Genomic DNA, 22,932 nt, shown 5'->3' with positions numbered 1-22,932 from the left:
TATCCTCCGCCGGCAGGAGGGGGCCGAAGCCGAGGCTTACGGCTTCGGCCGACCCGGGAGTGATAAAATTGCGACCCAGGCCGGTCCGCTGTCGGTGAGAACGAGAAAATTTTATTCCGCCGGCGACAGCCACATATTGAACTCCCCCGAGCATGTAAGTCACTACGCCGCCGCCGACGGGGTCGCCTAGACTGACAAGGTGAATATCATGCGGCTTGCTCGGCTCGAGAGCCTCCGGTCGGGATCTACACCGATTCCTAAGCGGCGTCGAAGCCTTGCTGTGCCGTTCGGCTTAGCCGACCCTCCTCCTGGTGACGACATTTCGGGCACGTGAAACGAATGTGCTGCAGAAGGTTCGTCGGTTTCGGAAGGATCGCGGCCATAGGCCATGTGCCGCAACGGGGGCATTTCACCGAGATATTAGACGTTTCGATCATCGCGGCGTCTCCGAGGTTCGCAGCCCACATCCCGGAAAACTCATTCTTGCTGTAGCCGTTCCGACGGCCTCAGGTTCGATCTGGGCCACACGACCGGAGAGGAGCGCGCATTCGTTCTCCTTGTGGAAGCGAGCGCGCGCACGAAGCGTACGCCACAAGCCAGGTGGATTTGCCTTCGGCTGTCGAAGATCGAGGACGTTCGCTTTGCCGATGAGCCCTGGATAGAGCAGGACTACCCGGGTCCGGTGCAGCGATGCGTCGATCAGGTGCACTTGGACGCGAGCCTGTTAGCTCGAGCGATAAGCCTCGGCTAGTTCGAGGCCAAGCGGCGCTGGGCGCGCGCTGCTCCGCTTTAGTGCAGTCAATTCCACACGATCGGCGCCCCGCGAAGTGCACTCCTGCCGATCTGCTTAAGCCCGTCGACCGAGGTCTCGCCCTTGCGCGCGGCTTCGAGGATCATGGAGGCCACGTGGGTGCGGGCAGCGGTCTCGTAGCAAGACACGCTCTCGCAGACATCTTCGAGGACCGCGCGCAAAAGCGCGGTGGTTTCAGCATCGAACATTGGAGGTCTCTCCCAGCGAAGCCAGCATCCTGCCTGAACCTGCCCAGCCTGGGATTCACGCAAGTTAGGGATGAGGAAAAATTCTGCGGAAGGACGGAGAGGATTGAGCGTGGCCCCGCCTTTTGGGGGCTGGGGGGCTTGAGGGCGGAGCCACGCAGGCCTTGCATTCGCGCGGGCCCGCCGCACTAACGGCATCCGGCCAAGCCAGTTCCAGGCTCACGACAAGTCCGCTCCCAACGCGAAGAACTATGGCTCCGGAGGCCGCAGCGGGCCGTGCGCCCATTTGAGGGCGTTGGGATCGCGCAGAGGGTCGTCGTTGCAATTGGTGCAGACGTACCGCGGCCGGCCTTCCGAAGCTTCGTCAGGCACAGCTTTCATCGGCTTGCCGCACGCCGGGCACGCCTTCCGGACCGGATGGAGCATGGCCATCAGTTTCCCCCTGCGATGGCACTCTAATTCAGCCGACATCGGGAGCTCAAGCTGGCCGATGAAATCCTGGCCGCGTTCACGCACTATTGCGACCTTCTTGACTCCGCGACCGCAGAGCACTCAACTTTCGGCAGTGATGTCGAGGGGCGTGTCATGGAGCAGGAGTTCTACCAAGGTCTCGCGCAGCGGGTCCGCGGGATGGCCGAAAAGGCTGATCCGTTCACCCGGCGTCGTCTCCTGGATCTCGCCAAGCGGTATGACACCAGGGGCGGTCAGCCCTCGGCATCTGGACCGACCGAGCGGCCGCTGCCGGTGTCTCGCACGACGCCGCCTGCATCGAGCTTCTCCGAATCCGGCGAGGCCTGACGCCCACGCCCCTGCTCGTTCTTGATGGTGGCGCAGAGCGCGCGAGCGTGGCCGCCTTCCCGCAGCGCGCGCAGAGAGCCGCCGATGGGCGCCTCCCGAGGACCAGGCTCGCGTACCAGCCGGTGGTTCTGGCCTCACCAGCGAGGATTTGAGGTCGTAGACGGGTGCGGCATCGCATTTCGCCCTGAACGCGGGTCTAGCGGCTTGAAAGGGGGGCGGAGGAAGCACGTGGACTTGCACCGGTGACGAGCTACCGCTGGAATGACGGCAGCGATGGTCGTCCGAAGAGCTGGTACATCGACGTGTGTGAGACTGCCGTAGACGAGGAGATCGCGTTTCTGCGGACCGAGATCTACATGCGTGACGTCGAGCCCGGCGTCCAGCGGCTGACCGCCTTCACTCGCTTTTCGAGCCGGGCTTGAGCGGCCGGCCTTGAGCAGGCCGGCTCCGGATTGGGCACGAGAGAGCGCGGCTCAGCGGCCGAGACGCTTCTCGACCCGCTTGCGGGAATTGCCGACTTTCTTGACTGCCTTCTTGACGGCGGAGACGGAGCGGCCGGTCTTCTTCGCCTCATAGCCGACCTCGTACTTCTGCCCGCCGGCGACGCGCGCCCGGTCCTGCTTGCGTCCTCGCGTGGTCTTCTTCGCGGCTGCCATCTGCTCCTCCTTCTTGCGCATCTGATGGCGGTGCAACGCCGTAACGATTCCCGGGGTTCCCGAAGCTCCTCGCCATTGCCGCCGGACTCGAGACAAGCGGCCATCCGTCTGTGAGCGCCTGGGCTTCACCTTCGACCGCAGAAACGCGGTGGAATGGAGTGGAGCGCCGACTTTTAAGATCGCGCTGCCCACGCGTCAGGTTCCTCATGACCAGCCGAACAGGCTTCCGATCCTGCGGTGCCGACCGAACCATAGGCGATTGACTCCGTTTACCGAGATCATGTCCGACGCTTTTGATTATTTCCGCGCTTACGCTCTCCGGGCCCTTTGCAAAGCCCGAGCGATGCCGCGGGGCAGGATGAAGCATCTGCAGCTGGTGGTTGGCCGAATCTACAATCTCCTCAAGAAGGAGGCCGCCTATGCCCCGAACACGCAGCACCTTCAGGACTTCCGGGCAGCGCAGAAGCTCGAGGCATCTCTCGAGGGTCGGCCCGATGAGGGCCGGATCTCTCAAGCTGGTTTTGCTGCGGCGAGGCGGGGCGCGGAACGGGAGGCTCGTTGAGTGGCTTCCGTCGACGCTCGCATTGTAGCAAGTCTCCTGCGAGAGTACGCTCAGCGCACCGCGTTGCGTGGCGGCAATCCCTACAGGGCAAAAGCGTATTCTCGGGCCGCCGACAGCCTGGCGGCCCTCGCAGTCCCTTTGCACGTGCTCATCGCCGAAGACCGGCTTACCGAAATCCCCGGCGTCGGCGAGGCGATCGCCGACATGATCACCAAGCTCCACAAGAGCGGCACTCATCCGCACCTTGAAAAGCTGCGCAAGGAGTTTCCCGAGGGTGTGCTCGAGATGCTGTCGGTGCCCGGCCTCCGCCCCGAGAAGGTGCTGCGTCTCTACAAGGATCTCGGCATCACCTCGCTCGCGGAGTTGGAGGCCGCCGCCAAGAACGACCGCATCAAGAAAGCCAAAGGATTGGGCGCCGCCCTGCAGACCAAGATCCTGCAGAACCTGGCCATCGCAAAAAGGGGAGAAGGTCGCCTCCACCTGCACCGTGCTGCCGCCCTGCTTGCGCACGCCAAGGACTCGCTTCGCAAGGCGCGGCCCGAGCTCAAGCGCGTGACGATCGCAGGCGAATTCCGCCGCGGCTGCGAACTCGTCGGGAACCTCGCGGTCGTTGCGGAGTCTGCGGAGTCTGCCAAGGCCGACAAGACGCCGAAGGCATCCGCGGCGGACGGATTGCAGATCCGCTTGTCCGATCGCGAACACTTCGGCGCCGCCCTACTTTTCGCCACCGGCGCTTGGAGACGGATGGCTTGCACAAGGGCCGCACGCTGATCGCCGGCGACGAAGTCGAGATCTATCGTGCTCTCGGCCTGCCGTTCATCGATCCCGAACTCAGGGAAGGGCGCGGCGAGATCGAACTGGCTCTGAAGGGCAAGTTGCCGAAGCTCGTCACAGACAACGACCTGCGGGGAATCCTTCACTGCCACACCGACGCCTCCGACGGCACCGAGACCCTGGAGACCATGGCCAAGGCTACGCGCCAGCGCGGTTTCGAATATTTCGGGGTCGCTGACCATTCCAAGTCGGCGCACTACGCAGGCGGTCTCTCCGTGGAGGAGATCGCGCAGCAGCACCGCGAAGCCGACCGGCTGAACAAACGTTTCGGCAAGGATTTTCGGATCCTCAAAGGCATCGAGTCCGACATCCTGGCCGACGGCTCGCTGGACTATGCGAACGACGTGCTTGAGGGGTTCGATTTCATTCTTGCGAGCATCCATGGCCGCTTCAAACTGGACCGCAAGGCCCAGACGCAGCGCCTGCTTCGGGCCGTCTCCGATCCTCACACCACCATCATCGGCCACATGACCGGGCGACAGCTCCAGCGGCGGCCAGGCTACGAAATTGACGTCGAGAAAGTGCTTCGGGCATGCGCCAAGCATGACGTCGTCGTCGAAATCAACGCCCACCCATGGCGACTCGATCTGGATTGGCGATGGCACCAAGCCGCCCTCGACTTCGGCTGCATGCTGAGCATCAATCCGGACGCGCACTCGATCCCCGAGCTCGACCACATGCACTGGGGCGTCGAGATGGCGCGCAAGGGCGGAGTGCCAGCCGACCGGGTCCTGAACGCGATGCCTCTTCCGGAAATCACGCGCTACCTCCGCCAGAAGCGGCGCTCGTTCGCCCGGGCGGCCTGATGCCGCAGGCGCACGCGCTCTCGCTGGAGGGCGTCGTGGTCGCAGTTGCCGCCGATCGCGGTCACCACTTCAGCAAACCGATCCGGGACCGCATAGTCCTTGTGGAAGGCCATGGCATCGACGGTGACGCCCACGCCGTCGCGTTCGTCCGGCATCGCTATCTCGCACGTCGGAAGCCCCGCCTACCCAATCTTAGACAGGTCCACCTCATTGCGAGTGAACTCTAGGGACGCCTCCTAGAAGCCGGCTTCGAGGTCGCAGCGGGGGACCTAGGTGAGAACATCACAACTGCCGGCCTCGACCTCGAGCGGCTGCCGCTCGGGTCCCTCGTCGAGCTGGGGCCCACCGCGATAATAGAGCTGACCGGCCTCCAGACGCCCTGTGTCCTCATCGACCGCTTCCAGGCTGGCTTGAAACGGCAGGTGCTCTCGTCGGCGGAAACGGGCCCTCCATTCAAAATGCGGGGTGCTTGGCGTGGTGCGGGCCGGGCAGCGGTCGCGGCTGGCGATACGGCGCGGGTTCGGCTCCCATCGTCTTCGTTTCGCGCGTTGCCGCCTCTGTAGGACACTCAGGACGCGTTGGCCCTTGCTCGTTCGCGCGCCTCGCGCCGACGTTCGCGGCGTTCGCGCCGCCGCTTTGCTCGATCAACGGGCTGCCGCAGCGGAGGAAGCTGGCTCGCAGCGACTATCGGAGCTGCAGCCTCCTCGACCAACGGCGCCTGGATCGGTTCGGGCGTAGCGGGGCGGGTTTCCATGAACTCGAGCACCGCTCGTCCCTTCGCCGTGATCTGCCATCCGCCGCTGATGCGTTCGACCAGCCCGTGTGAAAAGATGTCGAGATCCGGCACCCGGGCGGCGAGGCGCCTGGTCCGGTCCGCCCAATCGCGACCACTGGTCGCCAGGATGGCCATGTCCCGCTTGAGGTCCTCCATGACGGCGAAGCCATCCGGATAGCTCACCAGGATCTTGAGGACCGTCACCTGGAAATTCACACCCGCCCCGCGCGATCAGGACCACATCGTGGCGCGCGGGACAGGGCGTCGCGGCCAACCCGCGTGAGCCCCTCGGGAGAGACCTCGCCTTGGGTAGCAGCTTCCAGGATCTTCGATGCGACGTGCGTACGTGCTCCGATCTCGCGGTGCGAGACGCTTTCGCAGACTTCATCGAGGACCGCGCGCAAAAGCGCGGTAGTTTCCGTGTCGAACATGAGGTGCCCCCACAAGGGAAAAGCCCATCCTACGTCGGTTTTGTCGGTCTGGGGATTCAGGCCTGTTAAGCTCCGTGGAAATTGCGGTCCCTGCGCTGCAGATCCCGGAGCGACGGTGCAGCAAGAAGAGCAAGATGACCGAAATCTTTCAGAATCGAACGACGACTGCGCTGGCGCGTCTGATTTAAAGCGATGGCGGCTCTGTCACGTGGACATTTCTCGGCTGGGGATCGTAGCCGAACGTATAGTGACCGGCCCGCATTTTTGCTCGCTGGCTTGAAACACTAGTCCGATGGCGTGTAGACCTTCCTTCTGAAAAGACCGATAAAGTGAGCGAGCGGACCCTCGCTCCCGTCAATATGGTGCATGCCCCGGACGTTTTCCAAAAACATGTGAGCGGGCTTTCATCGCCTGACCACACAATCGAACTTGAGCAGCAGCGCCTTGGATCTCCCTTGGTCTTGGCCGGGCTTTGCTTCGCGAAGGGTTCGCTGGGAGCGCAACGACTGAAAAGGATCTTCGCGCCCGTGCGCGACATTAGCGACCATTAGTTTCCGTGAGTACCTTCCGGATGATCACCGCGAAAGGATTGCAAATGTCTGGCCCGTAACTCTACGGGAGTCGGAAGTGCTGCCCGCCGACTCTGCGCGCCGGGCGCTTAGCGTCCCACCTCGGTGCTACATCGCAGTTGCGATGCAGCAATTAATCGTACTTCATTACGATGAATCCGATTGCGACTAACTTCGCACATGCTTCTCGTGCTTCGTGCTTGACGCGAATGTTCTGCTGCTCATAAAAGCCTCGACTACCTATTTTATAACTATCCAGTTGCGTCGCGAATTTAAGTCTGGGGGAAGCCCGGGTCATCCATTTTTGGTCGCTACGGCCTATCCGGCACAGCCTGGCTATGATCAGCCGACCAAGCTCTTTTCGGGGGGAATTGCCATGCCTAATTCACCAGCCGTCATCGGTGCGCCCACTGTTCACGATGTTATCGAGGATACCAGCCTGCAGACCCTGACCGCACAGGGGACGATCTCGATCTCGGATGCGAACCCCGGACAGGCGGCCTTCAAGACGACCGTGATCGCGGCTTCCGGCAACCTCGGAACGCTCTCCATCACCGCCGCCGGCGCCTACGTCTACTCGGTCGCCGACAGCAAGGTGCAGTACCTCGGCGCCGGCGAGACCAAGGTCGAAAACTTCACCATCACGTCCCTGGACGGCACCCAGAAGCAGGTCGCCTTCACCATCGTCGGCGTCAACGACGCGGCGGTGATAGGCACTCCCAGCGCGGTGGACGTCACCGAGGACGCCACCAGCCCCGTCCTCAAGGCCTCCGGCTCGATCTCGATCTCGGACGCCGACCAGAACCAGGCCGCCTTCAGGACCACCGTCGCATCGGCCTCCGGAAACCTCGGCACGCTGGTCCTGCAGAGCAACGGCAGCTACACCTATTCCGTGGCCGACAGCGCCGTGCAGTATCTCGGCGCGGGCCAGACCAAGACCGACACCTTCACCATCACCTCGCTCGACGGCGTCCAGAAGCAGATCTCGTTCAACGTCCACGGCACCAACGACGCCGCCGTGATCGGGGTGCCGACCCAGCGCGACGTCACCGAGGACACCACCGCCCCGAATCTCTCGGTGACGGGATCGATCTCGATCAGCGACGCCGACCAGGGCCAGGCCGCATTCAAGACCACCGTGACCTCGGCCGCGGGCAATCTCGGCGGGCTCGTGCTCGCCGCCAACGGGACCTACACCTATTCGGTGTCCAATGCGGCCACGCAATACCTCGGCGCCGGCGACACCAAGGTCGACACCTTCACGGTCGCCTCGCTCGACGGCACCACCAAGCAGGTCTCCTTCACCATCCACGGCATCAACGATGCGGCCGTGATCGGAACGCCGACCGCCCACGACGTCACCGAGGACGCCACCAATCCGATCCTGTACGCGGCCGGGACGGTCTCGATCGTCGACGCGGACCAGGGCGAATCCGCCTTCCAGCCGACGATCCAGGCCGGCAACGGCAATCTCGGCGTGCTCGTGATGGGAAGCAACGGCGCCTATGTCTACGCCGCGCTCGACAGCGCGGTGCAGTATCTGGGCGCGGGCGACACCAAGGTCGACACCTTCACCCTGACGGCGCTCGACGGCACCCAGAAGCAGGTCACCTTCACCATCCACGGCACCAACGACGCGGCCGTCATCGGCGCACCCGTGGTCCACGACGTCACCGAGGACGTGGGGGTCTCCGCGGCCGGCAACCTGACCGCCGCCGGCGTGCTTTCGATCGCCGACGCCGACCAGAACCAGTCCTCGTTCCAGACCGTCGCCGTCGCTGCGGCGGCCGGCACCCTCGGTCACCTGAGCATCGCCGCCAACGGCGCATATTCCTACACCGTCGCCGACAGTGCCGTGCAGTATCTCGGCGCCAACGACGTCAAGACCGAGACCTTCACCGTCACCGCCTTCGACGGCACCCAGAAGCAGGTGTCCTTCACCATCCACGGCGCCAACGACGCCGCGGTGATCGGCACGCCGGTCCAGCACGACGTCACCAAGAACGCATCCCCGGTGACGCTGACCGCCTCGGGCATCCTCTTCATCTCCGACGCCGACCAGAACCAGTCTGCGTTCAAGACCACCGTCGCATCGGCCTCGAGCAACCTTGGCCACCTCTCGATCGCGGCCGACGGCACCTACACCTATTCCGTCGCCAATTCGGCGACCCAGTATCTCGGCGCGGCCGACGTCAAGGTCGAGACCTTCACGGTCACCTCGCTCGACGGCACCCAGAAGCAGATCTCGTTCACGATCCACGGCGGCAGCGGCGCGAGCACTCCGGCGACGATCGGAAACCCGGACCACATCCTGGTGCGCGAGGACGGCGCCGTCTCGCCTGCCGGCGATCTGACCACATCCGGCAACATTTCGATCACCGATCCGGACGCCGGCCAGGCCGCGTTCCAGACCGTCGTGACGCCCGGCGCCGGCAACCTCGGCACGCTCGTGCTGCAGAGCGACGGTACCTACACCTATTCGGTCGCCAATTCGGCCGTGCAGTATCTTGGTGCCGGTGACCTCCGGGTCGAAAGCTTCACGATCAAATCGATCGACGGCACCAGCAAGGTGGTCTCGTTCACGATCCAGGGCATGAACGATACGGCCGTGATCGGCGATCCGGTGACCCACACCGTCACCGAGGATTCCGGCGGGGCGACGCTGTCCGCGACCGGCCAACTGACCATCGCCGATGTCGATCAATATCAGTTGTCGTTCAAGCCGGGATCGGTCGCCGACGCCAACAACCTCGGCTCGCTCTCCTTCGCCGTCGACGGCACCTACACCTATTCCGTCGCCAATTCCGCCGTTCAGTATCTCGGCGCGAACGACACGCGCACCGACACCTTCACCGTTCATTCCGTCGACGGTACGCCCAAGGTGATCTCGTTCACGATCCAGGGCACCAACGACGCCGCCGTCATCGGCGACCCGGTGCTTCACGACGTCACCGAAGACGCGGCATCGTTGTCGGTCTCGGGCCAGATGACGGCGACCGACGCCGACGCCGGCCAGTCGCTGTTCAGCACCATGGTGACCGCCCCCGTCGGCACCCTCGGTCAGATGACCATCACCTCCGACGGCCACTACACCTACACGGTCGACAATGCGCTGGTGCAGGGCCTGGCCGCAGGCGAGGTCAAGGTCGAAACCTTCACCGTTTCCTCGGTCGACGGCACCACGAAGCCGGTCTCCTTCACCATCCACGGCACCCAGGACGCACCTTTTCTCGTCGCCCACCACGCTTCCGGCACCGACGATGCCCCGATCGCGCTCGTCATCGACACCCATCTGGTCGACGACGCCGGCGCGCTGAGCACCATCACGATCAAGGGCATTCCGGACAGCTACAAGCTCGACCACGGCACCGTGTTCGAGGACGGGCACTGGGAGGTCGCCGCGGCGGACCTTGGCGATCTCCATCTCGTTCCGCTGTCGGGAGCGCATCAGCAGAGCCTCGCCCTCCAGGTCTCCGTTGCCTCGATCGAGGGCGGCCATCAGGCCATCCAGACCGCGACGATGACGGTGGACGTCGGTGCAGGTCTCAACGACAGCGTTAAACACGCCGTCGACGGCTACATCGCCGGAGCCTTCGTGTTCGCCGACGCCGACGGCAACGGCGTCTATACGGCGGGCGAGGCATCCGCGATCACCGCGGCCGACGGCAGCTTCACGCTGCACGACCCCCACGGCACGCTGATCATGACCGGCGGCACCGACATCTCCACCGGCCTCGCCTTCACCGGCACGCTCAAGGCGCCCGACGGCGCCACCGTCGTCACTCCGCTGACGACCTTGATCACGTCCCTCGCCGTGGGCAACGTGACCACGGCCCAAGCGACCGCGCAGGTCGCCGCCGCCTTCGGCATCGACACATCGACGAGCGGCATCGTGCTCACGGCCTACGACCCGGTTTCGGCCGCCGTCGGCGGCGATCAGGCGGCGACGGCGGTACTGTCCGCAGGCGTCCAGGTCCAGAGCACCGTGGCGCAGATTTCCGCGGTCGGCGCCACCTCCAGCGTCTTCGACGCCATCGCCGGAGCGATCAAAAACGTCGGTCCCGACGGCACCATCGACCTCAGCGTAGGCTCAACGGTCGGCGACATCGTCGCGGCTTCCGGCGTCAGCGGCACGGCCGCCGACGTCGTGACCGGCACGGTCAGCGCGGCCAACGACAGCATCCAGGCGGCAGGCACCGTCACGCAGATCGCCCAGGCCGGTCAGGTCGCACAGGGCGCCGCCACGACGGAACTGGCAGCCGCCGCCGCAGGCAACTTCTCCGACGCCGCCCAGCTGACGGCGATCCAGGACCACTACGCCGACCCCGCTGCCCTGGCTGTGCAGGTCGCCGCCGCCCAGGTGGCCGTCCTTGCTCCCGTGTTCGGCACTTCGGGCAACGACGTCCTGACCGGAACGGCGGAAATCGACACCATCGACGGGCGCGAAGGCAACGACGATATTTCCGGCGGAGAAGGCGCCGACGTGCTGTTCGGCGGCGCCGGCAACGACCGCATCGCCGGCAACGCAGGCAACGACCGCATCGACGGCGGCACCGGCTTCGACCGGGCGCTCTACACCGACGCCACAGGCGGCATCGCCGTGAACATGGCCGCCGGGACGGTGACGGGCGACGCATCCGTCGGCAGCGACGTCCTCGTGAACGTCGAAGCCATCGTGGGATCCGACTTCGCCGACACCTACGATGCGACCGGCTTTGCCGGCGTCACCGGCGTAGCCGGTGCGGTCGTCGGCTACAACGAATTCGAGGGTGGGAAAGGCAACGACCAGATCACCGGCCTTCTCAATGGATCCGGCCAGGCCCTGACCCGCGTCAGCTATCTCCACGCCACCGACGGCGTCACGGTGGATATCCAGGCCCACTCGGCCTACGCAACCAACGGAACCGTTGCGGAAGATCTCGCTTCCGTCGGCCAGGATAGCTTCACCAACGTGTCCGGCGTCATCGGCTCTGGGTTCAACGACATTCTGCGCGGCAGCAACAATGGACCGGGGACATACGAGAGCTATGAGGGACGCGCCGGCAACGATCTGATCGATGGTCGGGGCGGCTACGACATCGCCGTCTACTCGAACGATGCGGCGACCACCGCCGGCATCATCGTCAATCTGGCTGCCGGCATCGTCGTCGGCGATTCCACGATCGGCACCGATACGCTGGTAGCAGTGGAAGCCGTTCGCGGAACCAATTTCGACGACGTGTTCGACGCCACGGGCTTCGGCGCCGGGGGCGCGAACATCGGCTCGCTGGGCACCTTCAACGACTTCCAGGGAGCCGGCGGCAACGACACCATCATCGGCAACGGCGCCACGCGACTCAACTACACCAACGCGGCCGGCGCCGTGACCGTCGATCTCCAAGGGACGACCGTATCGGCCAATCCGCTTCTGGTCGCCGGCACGGCTAGGGCGTTTGGCGAAGGTACCGACACGTTTACCGGCGTGAACGCGGTTCAGGGGTCCTCCTTCGGCGACACGCTGCTGGGAAGCAACTTCAACAACACCTTCACCGGTCTAGGCGGCGACGACTTCATCGATGGCCGCGGCGGCTTCGACGTTGCAAGCTACAACAGCCTCACCACGGCGACCACCGGCGTCACCGTGAATCTTGCCGCCGGAACAGCGACGGGTATCAGCGACGGTTCGATCGGTCACGATACGCTGCGCTCGATCGAAGGCGTTCAAGGCACCTTCTTTGCCGACAATTTCGACGCCACGGGCTACGGCGTCACGGGCGCCCTCAACATTGGCAACAACGGCACCTTCAACCAGTTCGAAGGCCTCGGCGGCAACGACGTCATCACAGGCAACGGCAACACCCGCGTCATCTATGGCAACGCATTGGCCGCGGTCACGGTCGACCTCTCGCTCGGCACCGCCCACGGCACCGCCGCAGGGGACCTGGCTGGCATCGGAACAGACAGTTTCACCGGCGTCTTCAGTGTCGCCGGTTCGGCCTTCGGCGACACGCTGATTGGCGACGCCGGCAGCAACATGTTCGTCGGCAACGGCGGCAATGACACGATCGACGGCGGCGCCGGCGGCGATGTCGCGATCTATTCCGGAGCTCGGGCCCAGTACAACATCTCGACAACCGCCGGCGTCACCACGGTCACCGACAGCGTCGTCGGCCGCGACGGCACCGACACGCTCACCAACGTCGAGGTCCTGCAATTCAACAACGCCAACGTCCTGGTGGGTTCGGGGACGCAGGCGAGCCCGGTCGATCTGTCCGACAACCGGCTGTTCTTCAACGCCCAGGCGAATTCCCTGACGGCGGCGACGGGCTCGAACAACGACTACGTCAAGATCAGCCAGACGCTTTCGGGTCATCTGATCGACCTCGGCGCCGGAACCGACGACACCGTCATGCTCGGCGTCACCGGCGGCTACAACCTCAACCTGGCCAACGTCGAGCATCTGGTGGGCACCGGAGGCGACGACTTCGTCGGCTTCCTCTCCAACGTCAACGGCCTGACCGTGGACATGGGCGGTGGCAACGACAATGTGGTGCTGGCCAACGGCGTCAACTCGCTGAGCATCATCGGCGACGAAATCCTCACCGGCAGCGACTTTTCCCCCGGCAGCATCTCCAATGACACGCTCACGCTTCTGAGCGACGTCAGCGGCCTCTCGGTCAACCTCGGCAACGGCATCAACACCCTCAATCTCGCCGCCGGCGCGAACTCGTTCACCAACCTCTTCAACGTCGACAGCATCAACGGCACCGCCTCGGACGACGTCCTGTCGGTGTCGAACGGCGTCTACACGCCGAACAACGACATGTCGGTCGACCTTGGCGTCGGCAACGACACGCTTTCCGTCGGAGCGCAGTACGGCAGCTTCGCGCTCCACAACATCGAACACCTGGTCGTCACCGGACAGCCCGACGCGTTCTACACCCTGACCAACGACCAGGATGGGCTGACCGTCGATCTCGGCACCGGAAATTCCGGCCTGCAGATCGCCTCCGGCGCCAATACGCTGGCCTTGACCCACGTCTCGAGCGTCGGCTCGGCCGACGTCTTCGGCGGCACCGTGCCGGCCTCGGACGACACCTTGACGCTGCTGAACGATGCCTCGGGCCTGATCGTCAACCTGCAGCAGGGCGACAACACCCTGAACCTGGCCGCCGGAACCAACTCGATCACCGCCTACGGGGTCCAGCACGTCAACGGCACAGCGTCCGACGACGTCCTGACCATGATCGACGCCGGCGGCAGCATCGTCGATCTCGGCGCCGGGAACGACACCTTGAATCTCGTCGGCTTCTCCAGCGTCACCGTCAACGGCGTCGAGCACGTCAACGGCGGCGCCTTCACCGACTTCATCACCGTCACCGGCACCGTCGGCGCCACCGTCACCGGCGGCGGCAGCGCGGACTTCATCACGGCGGGCGCCGGAAACGACGTCATCCGCTACACCGACGCTTCGGAATCCTCCGCCGCCACCAGCGAGGACAGCGTCAGCAACTTCGACGCCGCGCACGACCAGTTCCTGCTCGACGGCGTGGCAGGCCTTGCCGGTTCGGTGCATTTCATGGCATCCGGCGTCCTCGACGGATCGCCGGCAGCGCCCCAGGCCGAAGCCATCCTGACGAATTTCGGCGGACAGCAGCAGCTGCAGATCGACGTCAACGGCGACGGCACGATCGGGGCGGGCGACATCACCGTCCTCATGAACGGCCTCTCAGGCTCGCTGAGCGACGCCAACTTCGCCGTCATCACGCCGAACCATGCCCCGACCGACATCCTGCTGTCGGGCGCCACCGTGCCGGAAAACAGCGCGTCGGGCTCGCTCGTCGGGCTGCTGTCCGACATGGACCCGGATGCAGGCGACGGCGCCACCTACGCGCTGACGAGCAACCCGGGCGCCCTGTTCGCCATCGTCAACGGCAACCAGCTCGTCACCACGGCGCCGTTGGACTACGAGACCGCGGCCTCCCATCAGGTCGGCATCCTCGTGACCGACGCCGCCGGCGCCACCTTCAGCAAGAGCTTCCAGATCGACGTCACCAACGTCAACGAAGCTCCGACCGACATCACGGCCTCGAACCTGTCGGTCGCCGAGAACGCACCGGCATTCACCGTCGTCGGCTTCATCACCCCGGTCGATCCGGACGCCGGCGATTCCGCCACCTACACCTTGCTCGACAACGCCGGCGGTCTCTTCAGCCTGGTCGCCAATCAGATCGTCACCACCGCGCCGCTGGATTACGAGTCGGCGGCGTCGCACCAGATCACGGTGCGCGCCACCGACGCCGGCGGTCTCACCGTCGACCGGACCTTCGTCATCGCCACCACCAACGTCAACGAGGCGCCGACCGCGGTCGTTCTGTCGAACAACTCCGTCGCGGAGAACGGCGCCGCAAACGCCGTCGTCGGTGCCCTGTCGGCGCTCGATCCGGATGCAGGAGACACCGCCACCTTCACGCTGGTCAGCGACGCCGGCGGCCTGTTCTCGATCTTGGGCGGCAACCTCGTCGCCACGGCTCCGCTCAACTACGAACAGGCTACTTCCCATTCGGTCACGGTGCGCGCCACCGATGCCGGCGGGCTCACCCACGATACCACCTTCGCGATCTCCACCACCAACGTCAACGAAGCCCCGACCGACATCTCGCTGTCGAACACGGTCATTCCGCAGGGAACGGCCAACGGCACCGTCGTCGGCGCTCTCTCCGCGCTGGATCCCGATGCCGGCGATACGTTCACCTACAGCCTTGCCGACAACGCCGGCGGCCAGTTCGGCGTCAGCGGCGGCAACCTGGTCGTCGCAGGAGCCCTGACCACCGGAACCGAGCAGATCACGGTCGTCGCCACCGACGCCGGCGGCCTCTCGTTCCAGACGACCATCGGCATCACCGTCAACGGCGGCGCCCTCGTGGTCGGAACGAGCGGTCCGGACACGCTCACCGGCACGACCAGCGACGACACCATCCAGGGGCTCGGCGGCAACGACAGGCTGCAGGGGCTCGCCGGCAACGACATCCTGGACGGTGGCCAGGCCTTCGACCGCGCGGTCTACACGGACGCGACGTCCGGCATCGTGGCCAATCTGACGGCAGGGACCGTGACCGGCGGCTCCGGATCGGACACGCTGATCGCCATCGAGGGCATCGTCGGCAGCGATTTCGCCGACACCTTCACCGCGGCGGGGTTCAGCGGCGACACCGGCGTCGCCGGAACCAATGTGGGCTTCAACGAATTCGAAGGCCGTGGCGGCGACGATCTCATCACCGGCGGCATCAACAGCCAGGGCGCCTTGCTTACCCGGATCTCGTACGTCAACGCCACCGGCAGCGTCACCGTCGACCTCCAGGCGCACACCGCCACCGGCGACGCCTCTGTCGGCACCGACACCCTGATCGGCAACGGTTTTGCCGGTGTGGTCGGGTCCGCAGGAGCCGACACCCTTCTGGGAAGCGCCAACGCGAACGGAACCGTCGAGGTCTTCGAAGGCCGCGGCGGCAACGACCTCATCAACGGGCGGGGCGGCTTCGACCGCGCCGACTACGCGCTCGACCAGGCCACGACCTCGGGCATCACCGTGGACATGGCGTCCGGCGTGCTTACCGGCGACGCCTCGGTCGGCACCGACACCCTCCGCTCGATCGAATCCGTGCGCGGCACCAACTTCGCCGACAGCTACACGGCGACCGGATTCGGCGGCGGCAGCACCAATGCCGGGTCGAACGGAACCTTCAACGAGTTCGTCGGCATGGGCGGCGACGACAGCATCGTCGGCAACGGCGCCACCCGCGTTTCCTACATCAACGCGACCGGAGGGGTCGTCGTCGACCTGCAGACCGGCGCGGTCGCGGGTACGGGCACCGCCGACGGCGACGCCTCGACCGGGCACGACACCTTCAGCGGCGTCAATGCCGTCCAGGGTTCGATGTTCGGCGACACGCTGCGCGGCAGCAATTCGACCGCCACCACGGAGACCTTCTACGGCGGCGGCGGCAACGACACCATCGACGGACGCGGCGGGTTCGACCTTGCGACCTACAACAACATCTACTTCTCGACCGGGGCCATCACCGTCAACATGGGGGCCGGCACCGTGACCGGAGACGCTTCGGTGGGCAACGACACGCTGCGTTCGATCGAGGCGATCCAGGGCACCAACTTCAACGACGCCTACGACGCCTCCACGTTCGGCACGGCAGGCGCCCTCAACATCGGCAACAACGCCAGCTTCAACCAGTTCGAGGGGCTCGGCGGCAACGACACCGTCACCGGCAACGGCAACACCCGGATGATCTACAGCAGCGCCGCCGCCGGCGTGATCATCCATCTGGCGGCCGGCACCGCGAGCGGCGACGTCTCCGTCGGCACCGACAGCTTCACCGGGGTCAACAGCGCCACCGGCAGCCAGTCCGCCGACACCTACGACGCCTCCGGCTTCGTCGGCGGCGTGGGCGCATTCAACAGCGGAACCTTCAACCTGTTCGAAGGCCTCGGCGGCAACGACGTCATCACCGGCAACGGCAGCACCCGGGTCGCCTACACCCAGGCCGCGTCCGGCGTCTCGGTCGATCTCTCCACCGGCAACGCCCACAGCATCGCCGCTTCGGACGGCGCCGGAATCGGCATCGACAGCATCTTGAGCGGCGTCAACTCGGTCCAGGGCTCGAACTTCGCCGACGTCCTGAACGGCGGCTCGGGCAACGCCCTGCTGTTCGGCGGAGGGGGCGGCGACACGATCTCTGGCGGCATCGGCAACGACACCCTCACCGGGCAAGGGGGCAACGACACCATCGACGGCGGCGCAGGCACCGACATGGCGGCCTTCACCGGCGGCCGCAGCCAGTACACGGTCACGACCAACGGCGCCACCGGCGTCACCACGGTCAACGACAGCGTCGGCGGCCGCGACGGCCTCGATACCCTCACCAACGTCGAGGTGCTGCAGTTCAGCGACGGAACGTATCTTTTGAACTCCGGCACCTCGCTCAACCCGGTCGACATTTCGGCCTTCAACCTCGGCGCCGGCACGATCACAGGGACTGCCAGCGACGACTTCCTGGCGGTCGGCAGCAACGTCTTCGGTCACCAGATCGACCTCGGGGCCGGCAGCAACGACACCGTGAGCCTTGTTTCGCCGAACTTCTACCAGTTGAACCTTTTGAACGTTGAACACGTCACCGGATCCACCGGAAACGACAACATCAACCTGGTCGCCAACGCGACCGGTCTCACCGTCGATCTCGGCGGCGGCGGCACCGACGACATAACCCTGGCCGGCGGCGTCAACTCGCTGAGCGTATCGAACGTCGAAATCCTCACCTCCAACGACTTCTCGGGAGCCGCGGTCAACGACACCCTGACGCTGCTCAACAACGCCATCGGCGGCATGAACGTCAACCTGGCGCAGGGCGACAACACCCTGAACCTGGCTGCCGGAAGCAACACGTTCACCGACCTCTTCAACATCCAGCACATCAACGGCACCGCGTCGGACGACACGCTGACCCTGACCGGCACGATCTACGAACCGGGCAGCAGCCCGGTCGTCGACCTCGGCGGCGGCAACGACGTCCTCGCCATCGGCTCGCAATACGCTGTCCTGAGCGCAGTCAATGTCGAGCATCTCAACGGCAACGCCCTCGACAACGGCTTCACGCTGAACAACAACGTCAGCGGCATCGCCGTCGACCTCGGCGCGGGCAATGACACCCTCATGCTGGCCGGCGGCGTCAATTCGCTGAGCGTGACTAACGTCGAGTACCTCAACACCAACGACTGGATCGGAACGCCGGTCAACGACACCGTCACGCTGCTCAACGACGTCAGCGGCCTGTCGGTAAGCCTGCAGCAGGGCGACAACACGCTGAACCTGGCGGCCGGGACCAACACGCTCGCCGACGTTTTCAACGTCCAGCACATCAACGGCACCGCAGGCGACGACACGCTGACGGTCACCGGCGGATACGGCACCATGGACGACAACATCAACATCGACCTCGGCGGCGGAACCAACGACACGTTGAACCTCACGCAAGGATACCTGAGCTTCCACGTTTCCAACGTGGAGTTCATCAACGGCGACGCATCCGACAATTCGATTAACCTAAAGAACGACGTCTCCGGAATCACAATCGACCTCGGCGGAGGCAACGACCATATCAACATGGCCGACGGCGCCAACTCGGTCTCCCTGACCGGCGTCGAAGGCGTCGGCGGCAGCGACTTCTCGGGTGCCGCCTCGGACGACACCCTGACCCTGCTCAACGACGTCTCCGGCCTCACCATCGATCTCGGCCAGGGAAACAACACGGTCAATCTCGCCGCCGGGTCGAACTCGCTCGACAACCTGTACAACATCAACCAGGTCAACGGCTCCTCGACCGACGATGCCCTGACCATCACCCAGCAGTCGTTCGCCACCATCATCGACATGGCCGCCGGCAACGACACCGTCAACTTCGCCGCCCAGGCCAACAACGTCACCGTCGTCAACGCCGAGACCGTCAACGGCAGCGCCGGCGACGACTACATCACCATCGGCAACACCAGCGGAACCACGGCGGTGACGGGCGGACTTGGGGCCGACACCATCGTCGCCAGCGCCGCCGTCGACAATTTCCACTTCGCCGGCGCCGCCGAATCGCAGACCGGAGCCGGCGACACCATCGTCAACTTCGACGCCGGCAGCGACACCTTCAACTTCGCGAGCATGTCGGCGCAGTTCGCCACTCCGGTCCATTTCATGGACACGGCTGCATTCGACGGCTCCGCGGGGTCGCCGCACTCCGAAGCGCGCATCGACCAGACTGGCGCGAATGCCACGCTTCAGATCGACGTCAACGGCGACGGCCTGATGGACTCCCACGACATCGAGATCCACCTCAGCGGCTACGTCGGCACGCTGCACGACCAGAACTTCATGCTGGCTTAGCAGATCGCGAGGTCTGAAGTTTGCCGACTTCGCCGCGGGCGGCCGTCGTGGCGACGCCCGGTGGCGGCGACGAACTGGGCCGCGACCAGAATGGAGCGAGACGGGCGTTCACGTTCGCCATCGGTCGCATTTTTCCGTTTTGTGGTTCGATCCCAACCTAGCACCCGGCCGGAGAGCGGGATGGTTGCGGCGAACGGCAAGGTTACGGAGCACTCCAAGCCATCATCGCCGAGGGCCCGAAGAACAGCCGACTGAACTCGGCCGTGGGGTGATCCTCAAACGCCTCCAAATTGTCCCAGGTTGACGGTCCGAAGAGCCGAATCGGTGGTACACCGCGGTGGTCACAAAACCCGACCGGCCTTAATCGGAACCCTTGTTTTTCGGCGGTTTTCGCGCGTTTAGGGCATAGGGGGAGGGAGTCCCACTTTCTCCGCCATCTTGCTTCCGAAGCCCAGAAGGGGACGGGCTCTCCGTCTCTAGGCGGCTTTTCGGTCGCCACGCAAGTCGCGGAACTTGCGGTTCTCTTTGACGTAGGCGGCGAGCAGCGTTTTGATCCACAGAGCCATCCCTTCCGCCTTCAGATCGATCTTCTGGGAGCGGCTGTAGTGCTGCTCAGTCACCGGCGCGAGCTTCTCGCGTTCCTTGGTATTGCCGAGCGAAGTCTTGTGCCCAAGAATGGCTGTCGCCGCTCCACCGAGCCGCTTGTCGTCGAGATAGGTGGTTAGCGTTCGCCTGCAGTCGTGAAGGGTCCACCTATCGATGCCGTAGAGCTCGAACAGGTCGACGCGCTCCTTCTTGGGGTGTGGCTTTGGCCCAGGCTTGCCCTTGCGGGAAGGCTTCTGCTTGACTGTGTGATCGTATACGCGGCCCTGGAGCCGATGCATCGCTAGATTCAGGGCCGATTGCGTGATGTGCTTCCTGGGGTCACGGCCCGTGAACATCCACTTTGACGTCCCGCCAGACATAGCGTGGTATTTTTGCATGATCTTGAGCGCCTCGGGCGGAAGCGGAAGCGAATGCGGCCTGCCGCCGTCCCTTCCGCCCTTCATCTCGTGGGCGGTCCAATTCGCGATCTTCCAGCCCCGGAGGCGTCGGACGACCTTTGCCGCATCGTAGAGGCGATCCGTGCGCAGCTTTAGAAAGGCGCCGGTCCTCTGTCCGGTAAGACACACGCCCCATAGCGCACCGAGCGTGCCAGGATAGGTTTCGTGCTCGCCCTCGGCGAGATGGGTGAATTTCTCCGCAATGACTAGGGTGCGTGCGATCTCGTCGATGGAGGGGGTGCGGGTGCGTTCGCTCGTGTGATATTCGAAGGACCATCTCGTCCACCACTCGTACTGCACGTCCTCCAGACCCGAGGCGGTGGCATAAAACTTCCAGGCCCAGCTCAACATCGCCTTCGCCTGGGTCACGGCCCGGTGGACGGCTGATGGCGCGTGCTTCTCTCCGATCGCGTCTCTGAGCTTCTCGAGATCGCTCAGCTTGATGTCGCGGACCATCTTGTCGTTCACGGCGGCGAACTGCTCGAGCTCCAGATAGTGCGCGTATTCCTCCCGGTAGCTCTCCTTCAGCTTCGGCTTCTTGTAAGCGAGAAATTTCTCCGTCAAAGTCTTCCAGGTCCAGAACGGCGCGATCGCTCCGATGGGAAGCGTCTTGGCCTTCTCCCAATTCGCGAGTCCGTGTTCCAGTCTCTGGTCAACTGCATTTGATTGGGGATTGCCGGGGAAGGCGTAGCTGAGCAGGACCGTGGCAACATCGCGGAGGTCGCGCTTCATTTCGGCAGCGAGCAGTATCTGCTTGGCGACATATCTCGCTTGCTCATACGGCAGCTGGCGGACTTCGCAGAGGCGGATGGTGATATCCCGCCTGCGGATGTACCAGATGGCCTTCTTCTTGGTGATGCGAATGGTCAGGCCAACGGTGCCGACGTCCCGCCATTCCAGGACCGTAGTACCGAGCGTTTTGTCCCTACTTGCGTGCTGCGCGCTGCCGACGACACTGTCGGAGAAACGAAAGGATTGGCGCTCGTATTTTGCGGCGGATGCCATGGGCAAAATCTCGTACAACAATCGTACAATGACAGCTAAAAAAGCGGGCTTCCGTTCACGAGGCGTTCGAATGCCTTGTATCATGGATTTCAACGTATTTTCAACGCATTAACGAAGGTGCTCGGCCTTCGGAGATGGTTTACGGATCGTTTTCCCAAGCTGCATACGAGGGTTCGATTCCCTTCGCCCGCTCCATCCTTTAGTTCGGCAGGCTCCGCAGAAATTCCACGATCGCCGCGTTCACCTCCGCCGGCCGTTCCTGCTGCGTCCAGTGTCCGTACCCCGGTAGCATCTTGATCTCGCGTAATTGCGGCACCCATTGCTTCATGTTGGCAACGTGCTCGGCGGCGCCAGGGAAGGCCATGACCATGTCGTAGTCGCCGGCGATGAAGAGCGAGGGCACGACCACCTTGACGCCCTCGAAGGCGCCCATCAGCTCCCAGTTGCGATCGATGTTGCGATAGTAGTTGAGCGGTCCGCGAAACCCACTATGGGCAAATTCGGCGCCGTAATAGTCGAGGTCCGCGCTGCTCAGCCACGACGGCAGCGGCACCTGCACCTTCGGCAGCATGCCGTCCTTGCGAGAGACCATGCCGACACCGGCGGTCCGCCCTTGACGCTCGGCATTGGCGCGGATCACCGCCGCGCCTTCGCCGGAACCGCCATAGAGCATCGCGCCGAGCGTTGCGCGCGTATCCCTTTCGAATTCTGCTTCGGCGACACCCGGCTCCTGGAAATACAGTTGATAGAACTGCGCATCCGCCGTCTGTGGCATTACGCTCGTCGGCCGCACCGGACTGCGTGGTCGATAGGGCACGCTAAGAATGGCGGCGGCGCGGAAGCGGTCGGGCCGCAGGCGCGCCGTGTGCCAGGCGATCGTCGCGCCCCAGTCGTGCCCGACGATGACGGCGTCCTTCGCCTCGAAAGCGTCGAGCACGCCGACGAGGTCGCCGACCATGTGGAGGATCGTGTACTGGTCGATGGCTTCGGGCCGGTCGCTCTTGCCGTAGCCGCGCATGTCAGGGGCGACCGCGCGGAAACCGGCTGCCCCCAGCGCCTCGAGTTGGTGACGCCAGGAGTACCAACCTTCCGGAAAGCCGTGGCAGAGCAGCACCATCGGCCCCTTGCCCTGCTCGGCGACGTTGAGGCTGATGCCGTTGGCCTTGATCGTCCGCTGCGTCGGTTCGCCCATGTCGCCGCCTCCCGGTCATCGTCGTTGGGTCTATCCTAGTCGGCCCTATAGGCTCCGCAAAGTTTCTAATATATTGGCCCCTCGCTTCCGGCACGCACGCATCGCCCAGCTTAAGCTTCTCGCGGCCATGATGGGTGCGGTCCTCGTGTCGGCAATGTTCGGATCAGAGACCAGGACCTGCAAAGAAAATGGACCAGCAGAAACTCGATCGCGCGATCGGTCGTCGCTTGAAGACGCTTCGGACGCAGGCCGGCATGACGCTGAATGAGCTTGCCGCGCGCTCCGGCGTCAGCCGGGCCATGATCGGGCGGGTGGAGCGGGCGCAGAGCAGTGCGACGGCTGC

General features: G+C 64.5%; 11 protein-coding genes and 3 pseudogenes. 7 read left to right on the top strand and 7 right to left on the bottom strand.

Annotated features, from left to right (window positions below; translation table 11 throughout):
• The coding region (locus IVB32_RS26865; RefSeq protein WP_247411830.1) for a hypothetical protein at nucleotides 1-190 on the top strand (190 nt) is incomplete at its 5' end.
• 608 nt (nucleotides 191-798) lie between these two features.
• Here IVB32_RS26865 and IVB32_RS26860 read toward each other — a convergent pair.
• Nucleotides 799-999, bottom strand: coding sequence for a hypothetical protein (locus IVB32_RS26860; protein WP_247369570.1), 201 nt, complete (start codon nucleotides 997-999; stop codon nucleotides 799-801).
• A gap of 582 nt (nucleotides 1,000-1,581) precedes the next feature.
• On the opposite strand from IVB32_RS26860, the gene IVB32_RS26855 reads away from it, so the two are divergent.
• The gene (locus IVB32_RS26855; protein WP_247369573.1) at nucleotides 1,582-1,794 is read left to right on the top strand and encodes a hypothetical protein; all 213 of its coding nucleotides are present in this window, start codon (nucleotides 1,582-1,584) and stop codon (nucleotides 1,792-1,794) included.
• A gap of 251 nt (nucleotides 1,795-2,045) precedes the next feature.
• Nucleotides 2,046-2,216 (top strand): annotated as a pseudogene (locus IVB32_RS26850) (DNA polymerase III subunit epsilon); the annotation flags it as partial.
• Between the two features lie 51 nt (nucleotides 2,217-2,267).
• Here the strand turns inward: IVB32_RS26850 and IVB32_RS26845 are convergent.
• Nucleotides 2,268-2,450 (bottom strand): DUF3606 domain-containing protein, encoded by a 183-nt coding sequence (locus tag IVB32_RS26845; RefSeq protein WP_247369574.1) that lies wholly within the window; start codon nucleotides 2,448-2,450, stop codon nucleotides 2,268-2,270.
• A gap of 562 nt (nucleotides 2,451-3,012) precedes the next feature.
• Here IVB32_RS26845 and IVB32_RS26840 point away from each other — a divergent pair.
• A pseudogene (locus tag IVB32_RS26840) lies at nucleotides 3,013-4,652 on the top strand (helix-hairpin-helix domain-containing protein).
• Here the strand turns inward: IVB32_RS26840 and IVB32_RS26835 are convergent.
• On the bottom strand, nucleotides 4,610-4,807 hold the full coding sequence (locus IVB32_RS26835; protein WP_247395346.1) for a hypothetical protein: 198 nt from the start codon (nucleotides 4,805-4,807) through the stop codon (nucleotides 4,610-4,612). The pseudogene IVB32_RS26840 and the gene IVB32_RS26835 overlap by 43 nt on opposite strands.
• Before the next feature lie 108 nt (nucleotides 4,808-4,915).
• Between IVB32_RS26835 and IVB32_RS43100 the strand changes: the two are divergent.
• Nucleotides 4,916-5,215, top strand: a pseudogene (locus IVB32_RS43100) (MOSC domain-containing protein); the annotation flags it as partial.
• 5 nt (nucleotides 5,216-5,220) lie between these two features.
• On the opposite strand, the gene IVB32_RS26830 reads toward IVB32_RS43100, so the two are convergent.
• Nucleotides 5,221-5,643, bottom strand: coding sequence for a hypothetical protein (locus IVB32_RS26830; RefSeq protein WP_247369579.1), 423 nt, complete (start codon nucleotides 5,641-5,643; stop codon nucleotides 5,221-5,223).
• Nucleotides 5,640-5,858 (bottom strand): hypothetical protein, encoded by a 219-nt coding sequence (locus IVB32_RS26825; protein ID WP_247369581.1) that lies wholly within the window; start codon nucleotides 5,856-5,858, stop codon nucleotides 5,640-5,642. The genes IVB32_RS26830 and IVB32_RS26825 overlap by 4 nt, the downstream gene beginning before the upstream one ends.
• A 945-nt stretch (nucleotides 5,859-6,803) precedes the next feature.
• On the opposite strand from IVB32_RS26825, the gene IVB32_RS26820 reads away from it, so the two are divergent.
• A complete protein-coding gene (locus IVB32_RS26820) occupies nucleotides 6,804-19,349 on the top strand; it encodes a VCBS domain-containing protein (protein ID WP_247411826.1) in 12,546 nt (4,181 codons plus the stop codon).
• A 476-nt stretch (nucleotides 19,350-19,825) separates the two neighbouring features.
• Here IVB32_RS26820 and IVB32_RS26815 read toward each other — a convergent pair whose 3' ends face one another.
• Both IVB32_RS26815 and IVB32_RS26810 read right to left on the bottom strand, forming a co-directional pair.
• On the bottom strand, nucleotides 19,826-21,397 hold the full coding sequence (locus tag IVB32_RS26815; protein ID WP_247411825.1) for a hypothetical protein: 1,572 nt from the start codon (nucleotides 21,395-21,397) through the stop codon (nucleotides 19,826-19,828).
• A gap of 199 nt (nucleotides 21,398-21,596) precedes the next feature.
• Nucleotides 21,597-22,589 (bottom strand): alpha/beta hydrolase, encoded by a 993-nt coding sequence (locus IVB32_RS26810; protein ID WP_247368710.1) that lies wholly within the window; start codon nucleotides 22,587-22,589, stop codon nucleotides 21,597-21,599.
• A 188-nt stretch (nucleotides 22,590-22,777) separates the two neighbouring features.
• On the opposite strand from IVB32_RS26810, the gene IVB32_RS43095 reads away from it, so the two are divergent.
• The coding region (locus IVB32_RS43095) for a helix-turn-helix transcriptional regulator (protein WP_346731110.1) at nucleotides 22,778-22,932 on the top strand (155 nt) is incomplete at its 3' end.

It is taken from the genome of Bradyrhizobium sp. 23, from assembly GCF_023073295.1.
Classification (GTDB): Bacteria; Pseudomonadota; Alphaproteobacteria; order Rhizobiales; family Xanthobacteraceae; genus Bradyrhizobium; species Bradyrhizobium canariense_D.
This window is presented reverse-complemented; position numbering and strand designations above follow the sequence as displayed.

What these genes read in the sequence shown, in the direction of transcription:
- IVB32_RS26860 (WP_247369570.1), bottom strand. Translation starts at nt 999, where the DNA reads ATGTTCGATGCTGAAACCACCGCGCTTTTGCGCGCGGTCCTCGAAGAT.
- IVB32_RS26855 (WP_247369573.1), top strand. Translation starts at nt 1,582, where the DNA reads ATGGAGCAGGAGTTCTACCAAGGTCTCGCGCAGCGGGTCCGCGGGATG.
- IVB32_RS26845 (WP_247369574.1), bottom strand. Translation starts at nt 2,450, where the DNA reads ATGGCAGCCGCGAAGAAGACCACGCGAGGACGCAAGCAGGACCGGGCG.
- IVB32_RS26835 (WP_247395346.1), bottom strand. Translation starts at nt 4,807, where the DNA reads ATGCCGGACGAACGCGACGGCGTGGGCGTCACCGTCGATGCCATGGCC.
- IVB32_RS26825 (WP_247369581.1), bottom strand. Translation starts at nt 5,858, where the DNA reads ATGTTCGACACGGAAACTACCGCGCTTTTGCGCGCGGTCCTCGATGAA.
- IVB32_RS26820 (WP_247411826.1), top strand. Translation starts at nt 6,804, where the DNA reads ATGCCTAATTCACCAGCCGTCATCGGTGCGCCCACTGTTCACGATGTT.
- IVB32_RS26815 (WP_247411825.1), bottom strand. Translation starts at nt 21,397, where the DNA reads ATGGCATCCGCCGCAAAATACGAGCGCCAATCCTTTCGTTTCTCCGAC.
- IVB32_RS26810 (WP_247368710.1), bottom strand. Translation starts at nt 22,589, where the DNA reads ATGGGCGAACCGACGCAGCGGACGATCAAGGCCAACGGCATCAGCCTC.